General features: G+C 68.7%; 10 protein-coding genes. 6 read left to right on the plus strand and 4 right to left on the minus strand.

All coding sequences use genetic code 11. The features are described from left to right. Positions 1–32: 32 nt before the first annotated feature. Positions 33–998: an aldo/keto reductase gene (locus VZQ01_RS19725; protein WP_426748679.1), complete on the plus strand. Its 966-nt coding sequence runs from the start codon at positions 33–35 to the stop codon at positions 996–998. Here the strand turns inward: VZQ01_RS19725 and VZQ01_RS19730 are convergent. Next, the gene (locus VZQ01_RS19730) at positions 995–1,639 is read right to left on the minus strand and encodes a metallophosphoesterase family protein (protein WP_426748680.1); all 645 of its coding nucleotides are present in this window, start codon (positions 1,637–1,639) and stop codon (positions 995–997) included. The genes VZQ01_RS19725 and VZQ01_RS19730 overlap by 4 nt on opposite strands. Positions 1,640–1,725: 86 nt before the next feature. Continuing rightward, positions 1,726–2,514, minus strand: coding sequence for a hypothetical protein (locus VZQ01_RS19735; RefSeq protein ID WP_426748681.1), 789 nt, complete (start codon positions 2,512–2,514; stop codon positions 1,726–1,728). Positions 2,515–2,780: 266 nt separating this feature from the next. Here VZQ01_RS19735 and VZQ01_RS19740 point away from each other — a divergent pair, with 266 nt between their 5' ends. After that, positions 2,781–5,609: a M16 family metallopeptidase gene (locus VZQ01_RS19740; RefSeq protein ID WP_426748682.1), complete on the plus strand. Its 2,829-nt coding sequence runs from the start codon at positions 2,781–2,783 to the stop codon at positions 5,607–5,609. Positions 5,610–5,729: 120 nt separating this feature from the next. Here the strand turns inward: VZQ01_RS19740 and VZQ01_RS19745 are convergent, their stop codons facing one another. Both VZQ01_RS19745 and VZQ01_RS19750 read right to left on the minus strand, forming a co-directional pair. Further along, entirely contained in the window at positions 5,730–6,194 is a 465-nt protein-coding gene (locus VZQ01_RS19745; RefSeq protein WP_370640391.1) for a ClpX C4-type zinc finger protein, read from the minus strand. Between the two features lie 138 nt (positions 6,195–6,332). Further along, positions 6,333–7,553, minus strand: coding sequence for a multidrug effflux MFS transporter (locus VZQ01_RS19750; protein ID WP_223784197.1), 1,221 nt, complete (start codon positions 7,551–7,553; stop codon positions 6,333–6,335). A gap of 822 nt (positions 7,554–8,375) precedes the next feature. On the opposite strand from VZQ01_RS19750, the gene mnmG reads away from it, so the two are divergent. From mnmG to VZQ01_RS19770, 4 genes are all read left to right on the plus strand, one after another. Beyond that, positions 8,376–10,226 carry a tRNA uridine-5-carboxymethylaminomethyl(34) synthesis enzyme MnmG gene (gene mnmG / locus VZQ01_RS19755; RefSeq protein ID WP_267698625.1) on the plus strand — a complete coding sequence of 617 codons (1,851 nt, stop codon included), beginning with the start codon at positions 8,376–8,378 and terminating at the stop codon, positions 10,224–10,226. A 98-nt stretch (positions 10,227–10,324) separates the two neighbouring features. After that, the gene (gene rsmG, locus VZQ01_RS19760) at positions 10,325–10,978 is read left to right on the plus strand and encodes a 16S rRNA (guanine(527)-N(7))-methyltransferase RsmG (RefSeq protein WP_408888575.1); all 654 of its coding nucleotides are present in this window, start codon (positions 10,325–10,327) and stop codon (positions 10,976–10,978) included. 608 nt (positions 10,979–11,586) lie between these two features. Beyond that, on the plus strand, positions 11,587–12,255 hold the full coding sequence (locus tag VZQ01_RS19765) for a hypothetical protein (RefSeq protein WP_426748683.1): 669 nt from the start codon (positions 11,587–11,589) through the stop codon (positions 12,253–12,255). Positions 12,256–12,496: 241 nt separating this feature from the next. After that, positions 12,497–12,883, plus strand: coding sequence for a VOC family protein (locus tag VZQ01_RS19770; protein ID WP_426748684.1), 387 nt, complete (start codon positions 12,497–12,499; stop codon positions 12,881–12,883). Positions 12,884–14,929: the final 2,046 nt, after the last annotated feature.

Genomic DNA, 14,929 nt, shown 5'->3' on the forward strand with positions numbered 1-14,929 from the left:
GGTGCGGGCCCGTACGAGACTTGGAGGAGCGCATGCGGACGCGGAAGCTGGGGTCATCCGACCTGGACATCACCCCCCTGGGCTTCGGGGCCTGGGCCATTGGGGGGGGCGGTTGGCAGTTCGGCTGGGGCTCGCAGGACGACGCGAAGTCCATCGAGGCCATCCGGCGCGCGCTGGACTCGGGCATCAACTGGATAGACACCGCCGCGGTGTATGGACTGGGGCACTCGGAAGAGGTGGTCGCGCGCGCCCTCGAGGGCCGGAGTCAGCGGCCGTATGTCTTCACCAAGTGCGGCATGGTCTGGGACGCGCAGGGGCGCATCTCCAAGGTGCTCAAGGCGGACTCGGTGCGCCGCGAGTGCGAGGCTTCGCTGCGCCGGCTGAAGGTGGACGCCATCGACCTGTACCAGTTCCACTGGCCGGTGGAGTCGCTGGAGGAGATTGAAGAGGGCTGGAAGGCGATGGAGGCCCTGAAGCGCGAGGGGAAGATTCGCTGGGCGGGCGTGAGCAACTTCGACCCGAAGCAGCTCGAGCGCATCCGGGGCATCGCGCCGCCGACGTCGCTCCAGCCGCCCTACTCCCTCATCCACCGCGACATCGAGAAGGACACCCTGCCCTTCTGTGAGCAGCACGGCATTGGCGTCATTGCCTATTCGCCCATGGCCTCCGGCCTGCTGACGGGCGCGATGACCCGCGAGCGCGTGGCGGCCTTCCCCCAGGACGACTGGCGCCGCAAGAGCTCCGACTTCCAGGAGCCGAAGCTGACGCGCAACCTGGAGCTGGTGGAGCTGCTCCGGAAGGTGGGCCAGCGACATGGACGCTCGCCCGCGGAGGTGGCCATCGCGTGGACGCTGCGAAACCCCGTCGTCACCGGCGCCATCGTCGGCGCGCGCAGCGCCGAGCAGGTGGATGGCTTCATCCAGGCCGGGGACTTCCGCCTCACGGCCGACGAGGTGCGCGAGGTGGAGGACTTCCTCCGGGGACAGCGCGCGTCCTAGGGCAGCGCGTCCAGCTCTACCTCGACCGGCGGACGGATGCCGAAGGGGTGCAGGTGGCAGTTGGACACGTTGAGGAAGCGTGTCGGCACGTCGGGCAGGGACTGCTCGCCCGGGGACTCGTGGATGTGTCCGTAGACGTGGAGGCGCGGACGGACCTGCTTCACGCGGGCGAGCAGGTCCTCGCAGCCCACGTGCGCGCCGAGGAACGTGCGGTCCCCCAGGCACTTGGGAGGACCGTGCGTGACGAGCACGTCGAGCCCCTCGGGGATGAGGTCCCAGTGCGTGCGGATGTCGGCGCCGCGCTCGCGGTTGAAGGCCATGCCGCCGAAGCGGGGCGTCACCGGTGAGCCCCAGACGCGCAGGCCTCGGACGAGCACCTCCTCGTCGTCGAGGTAGTGCACCCCTGCCTCGTGCGCGAGCCTCCGCGTCAGCTGCGGGTCGCGCTCGCAGATGAAGTCATGGTTGCCGGCGACGAACACCTTCTCTCGTGCCGGACAGCGGGAGAACCAGCCGAGGAAGGACTCCAGCTCCTCCTGCTTGCCTCGGCGGGAGAAGTCACCCGCGTGGATGAGCACGTCGCACACGGGGACCTCGAGCTCCTCGTGTCGTCGATGCGTATCGGAGATGAGCACCAGCTTCATGCGTCGCCCCTTGCGGACCTGAGGGGCGACGCTACACCGACGTGAGGGGAACCGCGTGGAGTTCCCCTCACGGTGTCATCGCGGGGTCAGTTCTTGAGCAGCTTCGTCAGGATGCTCTCGTGCGCCTGGAGGCGCTTGTTGGTGGTGTCCTGCTCCACCGAGAGCCGGGACACCTTCTCGTTGACGTGGAACAACCCCCGGCGCATCTCCGAGGCGTTGATGCCCATGGTCGCGGCGAGCTTCGCGAGCGTCTCCACGGACTCCTCGAAGCCCGCGCGCACGACGCGGAGGTCCCGGGAGAAGAGGTCCATGCGCTCGTTCATCTCCTCGAAGAGGCGGTCCGAGCGCTGGAGCTTGACCTCCATGGCCTGACACCCGGTCTCCAGGATGCCGAGTCGGGAGTCGATGGCATCGAGCCTTCTGTCGATGCCCTCCAGTCGTGCATGCACGACCTCCATCTTCCGCTCGAGGGCGTGGACCTTCACCTCCAAGGCCTCCACCCTCTGCTTGAGCAGAGCCACGTCTTGTTTCAGTTCATGGACGTCGACCCGGATCTCCTTGACGTCCTGCTGCAGCCCGCCGACGTCGCCCTTCAGTCCGCTGACTTCCTGTCGCGTCTCCCCGATGACCACGTGATGCTCGTGGACCATCTCCCTCAGCTCGCCGTACTCCCGTTGCACCGCCTGGAATGACTGCCTGAAGTCCGCGTGGCTCCGGTCCAGCGCGTCCAGGTTCACCCGCGTCCTGTCCATGTGCTGCGACAGCTTCGCGATGGCCGCGAGCGAGTCCTCGTGCGCCTTGCGCAGGCGCTCCTTCAACTCCTCCATCTCCCGTTGGTACATCGGCCCCAGTCCCCCACCGTCATTGCGCGCCATCTCGACGTCCTCCTTCGAGCGACCCCATGTCGCTTTCCAGGTGGAAGGCACCCTACCAAGCCAACCTGACATGGAGGAAAAGCGGTAGACAACCTCAAGGGTAGTCACCGGAAATCGCGACGAACCCGCCGCGAACCCCCGGAGCGCGCCCCCTCGCCTGTCACACCGAGGACGCCTTCCTGGAGGAAGTGCTGGCTTCCGGGATGGCGGAGGGGGTGTGCCGGGTTAGAAGCGCCGTGCACTTCCTGAAGACCCGCGAGGACCGCATGAAGCGTCGTACCCCGCTTTCCCTGTTGGCGCCCCTGATGCTGGTGGCCAGCCAGCCCGTCTGGGCCCAAGCCCCTGCCCCCTCCCCTTCCGCCGCCAAGGCCCCCGCCCCCGCCGCGAAGGCCGCTGCCCCCGCCCCCAAGGCCGGCTCGCTCTCTCCCGTGACGAGCGTGGAGGGCATCACCGAGTACCGCCTGCCCAACGGCCTGCGCGTGCTGCTCTTCCCCGACCCGACCAAGCCCAACGTCACCGTGAACGTGACGTACTTCGTGGGCAGCAAGCACGAGGGCTACGGCGAGACGGGCATGGCGCACCTGCTCGAGCACCTGCTGTTCAAGGGCACGCCCACCACGAAGAACGTGCCCCAGGCGCTCACCGAGCGCGGCGCCCGGCCCAACGGCACCACGTGGCTGGACCGCACCAACTACTTCGAGACCCTGCCCGCCACCGACGAGAACCTCCAGTGGGCGCTCTCGTTCGAAGCCGACCGCATGGTCAACAGCTTCATCGCGAAGAAGGACCTCGACAGCGAGATGACGGTCGTCCGCAACGAGTTCGAGTCCGGTGAGAACGACCCGGGCAGCATCCTCCAGGAGCGCGTGCTCAGCGCCGCGTACATCTGGCACAGCTACGGCAAGTCGACCATCGGCGCGCGCTCGGATTTGGAGAACGTCCCCATCGACCGGCTCCAGGCCTTCTACCGGAAGTACTACCGCCCGGATAACGCGCTGCTCGTCGTCGCCGGCCGCTTCGACGAGGCCAAGGCGCTGGGCTACATCCAGGACACCTTCGGCAAGCTGAAGAAGCCCGCCGAGCCCGTGCCCGCCACGTACACCGCCGAGCCCACCCAGGACGGCGAGCGCGAGGTGACGCTGCGCCGCGTGGGCGACAACCCCATGCTCGCCAGCGTGTACCACGTACCCGAGGGCGCCCACCCGGACTTCGCGGCCATCGACGTGCTGACGCTCGCCATGGGGCACAACCCCTCGGGCCGGCTCTACAAGTCGCTGGTGGAGGGCAAGAAGGTCGCGAAGGTGTCCGCGTACAACCTCCAGTTCCGCGACCCGGGCGTCATCGGCTTCAGCGCGGAGCTGCGCGAAGGCCAGCCGTTGGGCCCCGCGCGCGAGGCGCTCATCAAGAACGTGGAGGAGGCCGCTCGCAAGCCCTTCACCGAGGAGGAGGTCACCCGCGCGAAGACGACGCTCCTCAAAATCATGGAGCTGACGCTCAACAACTCCGAGCGCGCCGCCATCGGCCTGTCCGAGTGGGCCGCCACCGGCGACTGGCGCCTGATGTTCCTGCACCGCGACCGCATCGAGGCGGTGAAGCCCGAGGACGTCACCCGCGTCGCCACCACGTACCTCAAGTCCTCCAACCGGACGATGGGCTCGTTCGTGCCGACGGCGAAGCCGGATCGCTCGGAGATGCCGGCGCCGGTGGACCTGGCGAAGGTGCTGGAGGGCTACAAGGGCCGCGCCGCCGTGACGCAGGGCGAGGCGTTCGACCCCTCCCCCGCCAACGTGGAGGCGCGCGTGCAGCGCGGTGAATTGCCCGGCGGCATGAAGTACGCGCTGCTCTCCAAGAAGACGCGCGGCGAGATGGTGAACGCGTCGCTGTCCTTCCACTGGGGCACCGAGGCCAGCTTGCGCGGCAAGGCGGACGCGGCGGCGTACACGGGCCGCATGCTGATGCGCGGCACCCAGAAGCGCACGCGCTCGCAGCTGCAGGACGAACTCGACAAGCTCAAGGCCCGCGTGAGCGTGGACGGTGGCCTGTCCGGAGCCACGGCCAACATCGAGTGCCCGCGCGCCAGCCTCCCCAAGGTGCTGGAGCTGGTGGCGGAGGTGCTGCGCCAGCCCGCGTTCGACGCGAAGGAGTTCGCGCTGCTCAAGCAGGAGCGCCTGGCGGACCTGGAGGCCCAGCGCAGCGAGCCGGAGACCCAGGGCAGCATCGCCTTCTGGCGCACGCTGTCGGGCCATTACCCGAAGGGCCACCCGTACTACGTGCCCACGCTCGACGAGCGCATCGCGGGCGCGAAGAACACCACGCTCGAGCAGGCGCGCGCCTTCCACAAGCAGTTCTACGGCGGCTCCAACGCGGAGCTGGCCGTGGTGGGTGACTTCGACCCGAAGGAGCTGACGGGCGTCGCGAGCAAGCTCTTCGGCGGCTGGAAGAGCCCCACGCAGTACCAGCGCGTGCCGGAGGTGTTCAACGACGTGGGCGCCAAGGCCCTGGTCCTGGAGACGCCGGACAAGGCGAACGCGTACTACTACGCGGGACAGACGCTGCAACTGCGTGACCAGGACGAGGACTGGCCCGCGCTCATGCTCGGCAACTTCGTGCTGGGTGGCGGCTTCCTCAACTCGCGGCTGGCCACGCGCATCCGTCAGAAGGATGGCCTGTCCTACGGCGTCGCCAGCAGCCTGAACCCCGGTGACATCGACGCGGTGGGCACGTTCATCACGTATGCCATCTACGCGCCGGAGAACGCGTCGCGGCTGGAGCTGGCCATGCGTGAAGAGGTGACCAGCGCGCTGCAGAAGGGCTACTCCGCCGAGGAACTCGAGAAGGCCCGCGCGGGTCTGCTCGAGTACCGTCAGGCGGGACGCGCGCAGGACGGGGGCCTGGCACGCAGGCTCGCCAGCTACCTGTACCTGGGCCGCACGCTCGCGTTCGACGCGGAGCTGGAGCAGAAGCTCGCGAAGCTCAAGCCGGAGGACGTGCGCCAGGCCATGGCGCGACACGTGGACTGGACCAAGGTCACCCAGGTGAAGTCCGGTGACTTCGTCGGCGCGGAGAAGAAGGCCAAGGTCCCGGTAGCGCAGTGATGACCTGACGACTCGCTCTCTCGCGTCACCCGCCCCGAGGTGCCAGCACGGCGCCTCGGGGTTTTTCATGTCCGCGTGGCGTGAATCAGGAGCGGCGTGGAGGCGGACCTCGACACCGTCCTATTTCGAGGCGTCTTGCTTCTCCTTCTGGATGATGTCGTTGCACAGGCCCACGCACTCGTCGCAGATCTTCACGTTGATGCCCGCGATGAGATGCCTCACCTCGCGGAAGTACTTCTCGCAGAACGAGCATTGGAGGTTGATGCCGGGACGCGGTCCCTGCATTTCGCTGGCGATGGTGCGGAGCCACGGAACACCCCAGGCCGCCAGTGACTTCTCCTCGTCATAGGGAAGGCCCGGAGCGGAGCGGTCCCATTCGTGGACCGTGTTCCTCTCCACGCGGGCCCAGCTCCCATCCGGTGCCACATCCAGGGCCCAGGTCCCGGGCTTGCGTTGCCCGTCCTCGTAGATTCCCAGATGCACCACCCGGTCCTCCGGACCGAGCACCGCATAGAGCCCCTCCTTGCGGTCGAATGAGACGCCCTCCGGCAGACACGAGCGGTCGAGCCTGTCCTTCTTGTCCATGAACTGGCACCTCTTCCCGCGAGGCGGATGGAGGAGCGGACCCACGTCGGTGCGGGAACCCGGCGGTCCACACGCGACGTTAGCCTTTTCAGGTGAAGCTTTCTTGCGACGGGCCCGTGTCCCGTGCGGGCTACGGGCTCACGCCGCCACGGTGGGCTCCGGCTTCGCCGCGCCCGAGCGATGCCGCAGGAACGCGCACAGCCACGCGAGCGTCGCCGCCGCCGCCAGCACCCCGCCCATGGGACGCGCGGTGCCGTCATCGAGCGCGCTCACCGCCCACGACGCCGTGGCCGCCGCGGCGAACTGAAGCGCGCCCAGGAGCGCGGACGCGAGCCCCGCGTGCGCGGCATGCCGCTCCAGCGCGATGGCCACCGAGTTGGGTCCCACCAGGCCAATCGTCGGGACGAACAGGAACAGCGCGGCCGCCAGTCCCCACAGGCCTCCTGCCCCGCTCCACGTCACGGCGAGGACGACCAGCGCCGTGAGCCAGCACCACGTCAATGCCAGACGCAGCATCCGGTGCAACGGGATGACGCCGAGCAGCTTGCGATTGAGCTGCGCCATGGCCACCAGCCCCACCGCGTTGGCGCCGAAGAACCAACCAAAGTCCTGCTCCGGAACACCATGCAGCGTGATGAACACGAAGGGCGACCCGGCGATGTACGCGAACATCCCCGCGTACGCGAAGCCGCCCGCGAGCGCCGGGCCGACGAAGTCCGCGTCCTTCAAGAGTGCCCCCAACTGCGAGCGCACGCTGCGCGGCCCCGAGTGCGCGGGCGCCGTCTCAGGCAACACGCGTACCGTGGCCACCAGCGCCACCACGCCGATGCCCGCCAGCAACACGAAGATGGCGCGCCAGCTCGTGTACTGAAGCACCAGCCCTCCCAACAGCGGCGCGAGCACCGGCGCCACGCCCACCACCAACATCAACCGCGACATCGTCCGCGCCGCGTCCGCGCCGGACCACAGGTCGCGCACCACCGCGCGCGGCGCCACCAGCGCCACCGCCCCACCCAACGCCTGGAAGAAGCGCATCGCCACCAACGCCGTCGCCGAGGGCGCGAGCGCACAGCCCAGCGAGCCCAGCACGTACACCGCCAGTCCCACGTACAAGGGCCGCGTGCGTCCGAAGCGGTCGATGAGCGGCCCCGTGAAGAGCTGCCCCAGCGCCAGCCCCGCGAAGCACGAGGCGAGCGTGAGCTGGATGACCGAGGCCGACGAGTGCAGGTCCTCCGCGATGCGCGGCAGCGCCGGCAGGTACATGTCGATGGACAGCGGCGCGAACGCGGTGAGCGTCCCCAGCAGCAGCTCCATCGACAGCGTGCCCGAAGGGGGCGACTTCTTGGTGAGCGGGTTCATGCCAACTCGAGCGTGAGGCGCGCCCTCGTGGGGCGTGCGCGTCCATCGGGGCTCCGGGCCTCGCACGGTCGCTCGCGCGCGGCGCGGGGGACGACGTGTCGGGGAGGACTTCGGAGCGGCTTCATCGTGAGCGGTGTGGATAGCGGCGTGGACGTCGGCTGACCAGCACTCCCCACCGTCAACGGTGTGTTCCCCGCCGCGAACAATCCCAGCCTCCCAAGGGCCGGCTTCCGGGGAAGCGCCCGCCTCCCACCTCCATCCCCAGGAGCCCCGCCCGGCGGAAGCCGGCATGTCAGACCCTCCGGTTATTCATATCCCCGTCGCGCACACGGGGGAGCAGGGCCTCCCAAGAGACTCGAGCTCTCCGTAGCGCCCTCACCGCACGGCCAAGGCCCGCCCTCCGTGTGTGCGACGCCAGTAGGGGCGACGAACCACCGAGGGGGCATGGGCCCTCCTCGTGAAGAGGGGGACTTGGAGCGACCGCGCGGGGACGCGAGGCGCTTTGGCAGCAGGACCGGCGAGCCCGAGGAGGCCCGCCCGACATTCTTGGATTCGCCATCCAGGCCGAGGGGGGAAGCCCGTCGTACGGGACTGAACCTCACGGAGGATGGCCGGTGCGCGCGAGGCAGGCAGCTCCTCAACCCCTCCCACTGCCCGCCTCGCGCGCTCCCGTAAACCTTCCCTTTGCTTGCCAAGGGCGTCCGCCGGAGACATACGGACACGCACGGTCGCGGCGCGCCCGGAGCCAGGGTGCTCGGGGCGCCATGACGGAATGCTCGGGCCCGGTCAGGCCCGGTGGCCCTCCGGCGACCCTCGTGAGCGATGGGACTCCGGTACGACGTCATCGTGGTGGGCCTGGGCCATGCCGGCAGCGAGGCGGCGCTCGCGTGCGCGCGGCTGGGACTCTCGACGCTGGCCGTGACGCTGAAGCGCGAGCGCTCCGCGGTGATGAGCTGCAACCCCGCCGTGGGCGGCACCGCCAAGGGCCACCTGGTGCGCGAGCTGGACGCGCTCGGCGGACAGATGGGCCGCGTGGCGGACCTGGCCGGCACGCACTTCAAGATACTCAACGCCTCCAAGGGCCCCGCGGTCCAGGCCACGCGCATCCTCTGCGACCGCGAGCAGTACGCCGCGCTGATGCAGGACGTCCTCTTCCACACCCCGAACCTGACCGTGCGCGAGGGCGAAGTCTCCGCGCTGGTGACGGAGGGTGGCCGGGTGACGGGCGTGCGGATGGGCGACGGCACCGACGTGGCCGCGTCCGCGGTGGTGCTCACCACGGGCACGTTCCTCCAGGCGCTGATGCACGTGGGCGAGAAGAAGGAGGTCGGCGGACGGCTCGGGGATGACGCGGCCAAGGGCCTGTCGGATTCGCTGCGCGGCCTGGGCTTCACGCTGGGCCGCTTCAAGACGGGGACGCCGGCCAGGCTCGCTCGCGCGAGCATCGACTGGGACCGCGTGGAGCCGCAGCCCGGTGACTTCCCGCCGCGCCCGTTCTCCTGGCGCACGCGCGTGGAGCAGGCCTCCGGAGTGCCGTTCCCACGTCAGCGCGAGGTGACGTGCGGCATGACGCAGACGACGCTCGAGACGCATCGGGTGCTGCGCGACAACCTGCACCGCTCGCCGCTGTACCAGGGGGAGATTGTCGGCCGGGGCCCGCGCTACTGCCCGTCGCTGGAGGACAAGGTGGTGCGCTTCGCGGACCGCCAGCGGCACCAGGTGTTCCTCGAGCCCGAGGGGCCGGACTCCCCGCTCGTGTACCCGGCGGGGCTGTCCACCAGCCTGCCCGCGGACGTGCAGCTCGACTTCCTGCGCACCATCCCCGGGCTGGAGAAGGTGGAGGTCGTGCGCTTCGGCTACGCGGTGGAGTACGACTACTCGCCGCCCACGCAGCTGCACCCCACGCTGGAGACCAAGTCCGTCGCGGGCCTGTACTTCGCGGGGCAGCTCAACGGTACCTCCGGCTACGAGGAGGCCGCCTTCCAGGGCCTGTGGGCGGGGCTCAACGCGGCGCTGCGGGTGAAGGGCGAGCCGGCGCTCGTGCTCGGGCGCGACGAGGCGCACGGCGCGGTGCTGGTGGATGACCTGGTGACCAAGGGCGTGGACGAGCCGTTCCGCATGTTCACCAGCCGCTCCGAGCACCGGCTCAAGCTGCGCGAGGGCAACGCGGACCTGCGGCTGGCGCGTCACGGGCACCGCGTGGGGTTGTTGCCGCGCGAGGCGCTGGAGCGGGCCGAGGCACGGCAGCGCGCGGTGACGGAGGAGGTCACCCGGCTCAAGCGCACGGGCCTGGCGGCGAGGCTGAAGCGGCCCGAGGTGACGTACCTGGCGCTGGGGGAGGGGAGGGCGGACTGGCCCTCGGTGGGGGAGGACGTGGCCGAGGAGGTGGAGGTGGAGGTGAAGTACGAGGGCTACATCGCCCAGGCCGCGCGGGCGGCGGCGCGCGAGTCGGAGGCCACGGACCGGTGGCGGATTCCGGAGGGCTTCCGCTTCGGCGAGGTGCGGGGGCTGAGCAAGGAGGCGGCGGAGAAGCTGGCCTCGCACCGGCCCTCGACGGTAGGGCAGGCCCGGAGGATTCCAGGGCTGACACCCACCGCGGTGTCCCTGCTGCTGGTGGCGCTCAAGCGCGTCTCGGGGCCCTCGGGCGGCGGGGACGGACACCCCCTGGAGTGATCAGGACTGGGGGTGTGGATAACGTGTGGGAAACTTTGGGGATGAAAATCCCCTGAATGATTCCGGGGGGTTGAGACTCCGCCGGCTGTGGAGGGGCTGTGGATAACACGCGGTTCGACGATCTGCTGGCATCCGGTTGCCAGGCGCTGGGCGTGTCGGTGGGGCAGGACGTGGGGCCCCGGTTGCAGCAGCTGATGGCGGAGCTGCTCAAGTGGAACGCCAAGGTGAACCTGACGGCGATTACCGCGCCGGAGGAGGTGCTGGAGAAGCACTTCCTGGACTCGCTGGCGGTGCTGCCGGAGGTGACGGGCGCGGCGTCGCTGTTGGATTTGGGCGCGGGTGCGGGCTTCCCGGGACTGCCGTTGAAGATTGCGCTGCCGTCGCTCGGCGTGACGCTGGTGGACACGGTGGGCAAGAAGGTCGCGTTCATCAAGGCGGCGGCGGCGAGCCTGCGGTTGCAGGGCGTGCGCGGGCTGCATGCGCGCGCGGAGGGACAGCCGGAGACGGAGGGCATCCCCCGCGCGGAGCTGCTGATTGCGCGCGCGTTCATGGACCTGCCGGATTGGTTGGGATTGGCGCCCGCGTACGTGGCGGAGGGCGGGCGCGTGGTGGCGATGCTCGGCAAGGCGCAGACGGACGTGGAGCTGGCGGCGCGCGCCGAGGAGCGCGAGCTGCGCGTGGTGTCCGCCCGTGCGTACCGGCTGCCGTTCTCCGGCGCCGAGCGTCAGGTCGCGGTGTTCGCGCGGCGGTAGGGCAGGGGAGGGGAGAAGGCTCCCTCTTGAGTGAGCCGCTTCCCGCTCGTCCTCGACACGGTAGGGGGGCTCACGACGAACGTCACGTTGGCCGGTTGCATCGCGTGCCACGGAGATGTCGTCGACTCCGTCTGAGCGACGGTACTGATGGTTTTCCCATCCACCCGCGGAGCTCGGAATCGTTTCGGTGACGCAGGGTTGTCACCATGCGTCCCGGAAGATGCGGGCCGCGCTCCTCGACCCGCGACGTCCTGGAAGATGGATATCTCCCGGCGGATGAAGGTCTTCGAGCGCGCCATTCAACGGGCGCTCGAGGGCCCCGCGCTCGACACCGAGTCCGGGCCTCGTTGCTCGTGGAACCCACCAGGAAGTGGAAGGCGCTGAACCCCTGAGCACGGTGGGGGAGGGGAGGGGTTGTGAGGCCCTTCTCCTGAGTCGTGTGTGTGAGTGGGCGCCTCGGACAACGGTCATCGGGTTGCGATGGATTGGGGTGGACCGAGCGCTCATTCGAGCAACTGTTGTGAGGTTTCAGCGGTCGTCGCCGGAGTGAGGGGCCCCTACTGAAGACCGTGGATGTCGACGTTAGGTTCGAGGTGGAGGTGTCCTGGATGAAGCCGCTTCCGACGGACCGCCCCGTGGTGTGGGGCGATGACGAGCCCTCGAATCGTTTCATTGTCGCCGCCGCGGAAGTCCCGCTCGCGGACTTCGAGCGACGCTGGGGGCCCGCGCATCAGCGGGATGCGGATGGCGACGGATGGGGACCCACTCGTTATTGGGGTTGGCGCGCGGACTGTGGCTTCAAGTTCGTCGTCGCATACCTGGAAGTGAAGAGCTTCTTCCAAGTCATCGCGCGAGAGGACGAACTGGACCATGCGCTCGCGCACCTCGACTGGTGGCGGGGTGAGGTGGTGTGGCGATGGGATGCCGACGAGCCTCGCGCGAAGGACGGCTGGGCGGTGTACCGGCAGGACGACACGGGCAATCGCCATGATGTCTCTGTGATGGGCCAGCGAAGTCATGCCGAGTGCCTGGCGCGCAGGTTGGAAGCGCGGGCGCACAAGCAGTGGTACGCGGTGGAGGTGCGTGGAACACCGCCGGTTCCTCCGCCGCGTCCGCGTGAGGGTTGGGCCGTGGTCCGACAGGATGAGCACGGCAATCGCGCGGAGGTGGCCGTGTTCTCCAGTGAGACGCGCGCCCGGGAGCTCGCCACCGCGTACGACGCGGAGCCTCGACACAAGCAGGCCTACTTCGTGGAGCACGTGCCTCCGAAGTTCTGAGTCGTGGGTAGGACCTTCAGGGTCGAGTGCACGGCGAGCGTCTGGCGTCAGGCTCGCTCGCCGTTCTTCCGGGTGATGCGCTGACGATGGGGTGGATTCCTGCCATCGCATTGCCGTTCGGGAACCTGGAGATGCCGGACAGCGCCATGCTGACCGCACCTCGTCGAGCGCGTGGTGCGCGCATCACCGCTGTCACTCGGGTGGATGCCGTCCTCGACGAGAGGATGGAGCTGGCATGGACATGGGCAAGATGAGGGTGGCGCGCCCGACGCGGAGTCTCGCGCCCGTGGTGAGGTTCTATCGGGAGGGACTCGGCTTCGAGCTGCGAGGAGGCTTCGAGGACCACGCGGGCTTCGACGGCGTGATGCTCGGTTGTCCCGGCCTGCCCTACCATCTGGAGTTCACGGTGGAGCGAGGCCACGAGGCTCCGCGTGCGCCGTCGAAGGAACACCTGTTTGTCTTCTACGTGCCGCAGCGGGACGAGTGGAAGGCGAGGGTGAAGCGCATGGTGCAAGCGGGCTTCGAACCGGTGCGCTCACACAATCCCTATTGGGACGTGAATGGGATGACCTTCGAGGACCCGGATGGGTACCGCGTGGTGCTCTATCAAGGTGAGTGGACGCGGTAGTGCGGTGCATGCGTCGGCTCGGTGATGCGTCACTGCTCGCGTGGATGCGGCTCCAGCGCAGGTGTTCGCGAGCGTGCGTGAGTCGATGCCGCGTGAGGTGTTCGTGCGCTCCACGCACCCGGGTGAGCGCGGCTTGGACGCGCATCGTCTCCGTGAGGATGAGAACGCGTGTTGAAGCCGGGCAGCCGAGGTGACGAGCGCTCTCCGAAGTGAATCGGTGCACATGCGAGGAGCCCACGGTTCGCTGCATCGACGCACACGCCAGCCTGTGCTCCGAAGCGCCGGGCAGTGCCTTGCTCGGAGTCCAACACGGGATGCGTGCGTGCATCCGCTCCGTTGGATTCGGTGGGGTGCGGTGCGCCGGGTGCGACGTCGAACGGCACGCGTCGAGAGCATGCGAGCGTTGCCTGACTTCGCGTTGCCGAGAGGTCGACAGGGCCGCAAGAGCCTTATCGATGAGGTGGTCTGGGATGAAGCCTCGAAGGTGGCGGTGAAGACTTCGTCAGCCAGTGCTTGCTGTGCAGCCGCGGTGAGGTCCCGCCAATCCGCGCCCTTCGAGACAGTGGCTGGAACACCGCCGCGCGAGGTACTCGATGAGGTCCCCCAGAGGTGAGCGCGCTGGCCACTGACTCATGCATGAGTCGATGCTCCCCGACGGGGTGGAGCAGTCAGCAGCGGAGGGATGGAGGAACTGCGCGCAGCGAGCACGACGACTCGGTGGAGACGGCCCAGGGCTCGATTGCACCACTGCATCCGGAGCAGGGTTGAAGCCGACGGGTTGTGTGGCCAGGTGCAACGCGTGTGAGCGAGCTTCGGCTGCGCGGGATGCCTCAACCCTTCGAGCTGATGCGGCCGTGCCTTCAGCCAACCGATGAGGGATTCGGTCTGTCGCATGGGGGCCATGTCGCAGCGGAGAGTCGACGAGCAGCCGTGCGAGCCGGGCCCTGCTCCAACTGGCAGTACTGCGGGCCCGAACGACGGCACCCTTGCTTGCTCGCAGCGGTTCGAAGCGCCGTCTGATGACGGGTCGCCGAACATGAGGACCGAGTCGTTTCCGGACAGTGCCACCCACGCTTTCGTGCAGCGATTCGAAGAGCGGGTTGCCACGTGTGAGGAACGCGGATGCGGACCGAGTCGCTGACCTGGTGTGGAGACCGCCGGGTCCCATGCGTCGGGTCCGGGACTGCGGTCGGTGGATGCGAGGCCTCTCTGCACGTGGAGCGGGACCACGGTCCATGAAGCGGAGGCGCGCCGTCAGTGCCTTCGGTGACGATTCGAGAAGTGGGCCGATGCCAGTTCGCGTTCGACTCGGTCCGCGACCGCGGAACGGGCAGCAGCGACCTGTGGCCGGTGGTTGTCCCCACCATCACGATGCGCTCAACCGGAAGAGGGTGCGGCGAGTGGATGGCCGTCTTCGCGGGAGGCGTAGACACCGCAACGAAGACTCAGGCCTCCACCGGATGGATACGAAGCAGGTCGAGCAGTCCGCCGATGACCACAAGGCGTTCCACGTGGAACGCGATGCGGCCATGCAGGTGGGCCTCGGTTGAGGGAGGTCGACACCTTCGCGATGCCCACCGATTCGATGGGCGACAAGGTCGACGAACTTCCTCGTGAAAGGGGCCGGGCAGCAGAAGTCAGTCCTCGTGCCTTCACCACGCTGGAAGTGACGCAGGCCGATGGGCATCCGGGGACCGCGTGGCGTTCCACATGGAACGCGCATCCGCATGCGGCGTGTGCCGGCGCATCGCTGACCCCGAAGCCGCGAAGGGGAAGAGGTCCGCGCCGAGGCCGTGGTCCATGCGGAACGGCGCATCGCCTGTGGCGTGTGCCAGCGACCTCACCGCCACGAAGGTGGAGACGTCCGCACCGAGCCCATGTCCTGTTCCACGTGGAACCGTGCATCCACATGTGGCGTGTGCCGGCGCCTCGCGGGTCTCACCGCCACGAAGTTGAAGAACTCCGCCGCGGGGCTACGTCCTGTTCCACGTGGAACCGTGCATCCACATGTGGCGTGTGCCGGCGGCGTCACCGCCACGAAGGTGA

Source organism: Myxococcus faecalis (genome assembly GCF_050039385.1).
Taxonomy (GTDB): domain Bacteria; phylum Myxococcota; class Myxococcia; order Myxococcales; family Myxococcaceae; genus Myxococcus; species Myxococcus fulvus.

What these genes read in the sequence shown, in the direction of transcription:
- VZQ01_RS19725 (WP_426748679.1), top strand. Translation starts at nt 33, where the DNA reads ATGCGGACGCGGAAGCTGGGGTCATCCGACCTGGACATCACCCCCCTG.
- VZQ01_RS19730 (WP_426748680.1), bottom strand. Translation starts at nt 1,639, where the DNA reads ATGAAGCTGGTGCTCATCTCCGATACGCATCGACGACACGAGGAGCTC.
- VZQ01_RS19735 (WP_426748681.1), bottom strand. Translation starts at nt 2,514, where the DNA reads ATGGCGCGCAATGACGGTGGGGGACTGGGGCCGATGTACCAACGGGAG.
- VZQ01_RS19740 (WP_426748682.1), top strand. Translation starts at nt 2,781, where the DNA reads ATGAAGCGTCGTACCCCGCTTTCCCTGTTGGCGCCCCTGATGCTGGTG.
- VZQ01_RS19745 (WP_370640391.1), bottom strand. Translation starts at nt 6,194, where the DNA reads ATGGACAAGAAGGACAGGCTCGACCGCTCGTGTCTGCCGGAGGGCGTC.
- VZQ01_RS19750 (WP_223784197.1), bottom strand. Translation starts at nt 7,553, where the DNA reads ATGAACCCGCTCACCAAGAAGTCGCCCCCTTCGGGCACGCTGTCGATG.
- mnmG (WP_267698625.1), top strand. Translation starts at nt 8,376, where the DNA reads ATGGGACTCCGGTACGACGTCATCGTGGTGGGCCTGGGCCATGCCGGC.
- VZQ01_RS19765 (WP_426748683.1), top strand. Translation starts at nt 11,587, where the DNA reads ATGAAGCCGCTTCCGACGGACCGCCCCGTGGTGTGGGGCGATGACGAG.
- VZQ01_RS19770 (WP_426748684.1), top strand. Translation starts at nt 12,497, where the DNA reads ATGGGCAAGATGAGGGTGGCGCGCCCGACGCGGAGTCTCGCGCCCGTG.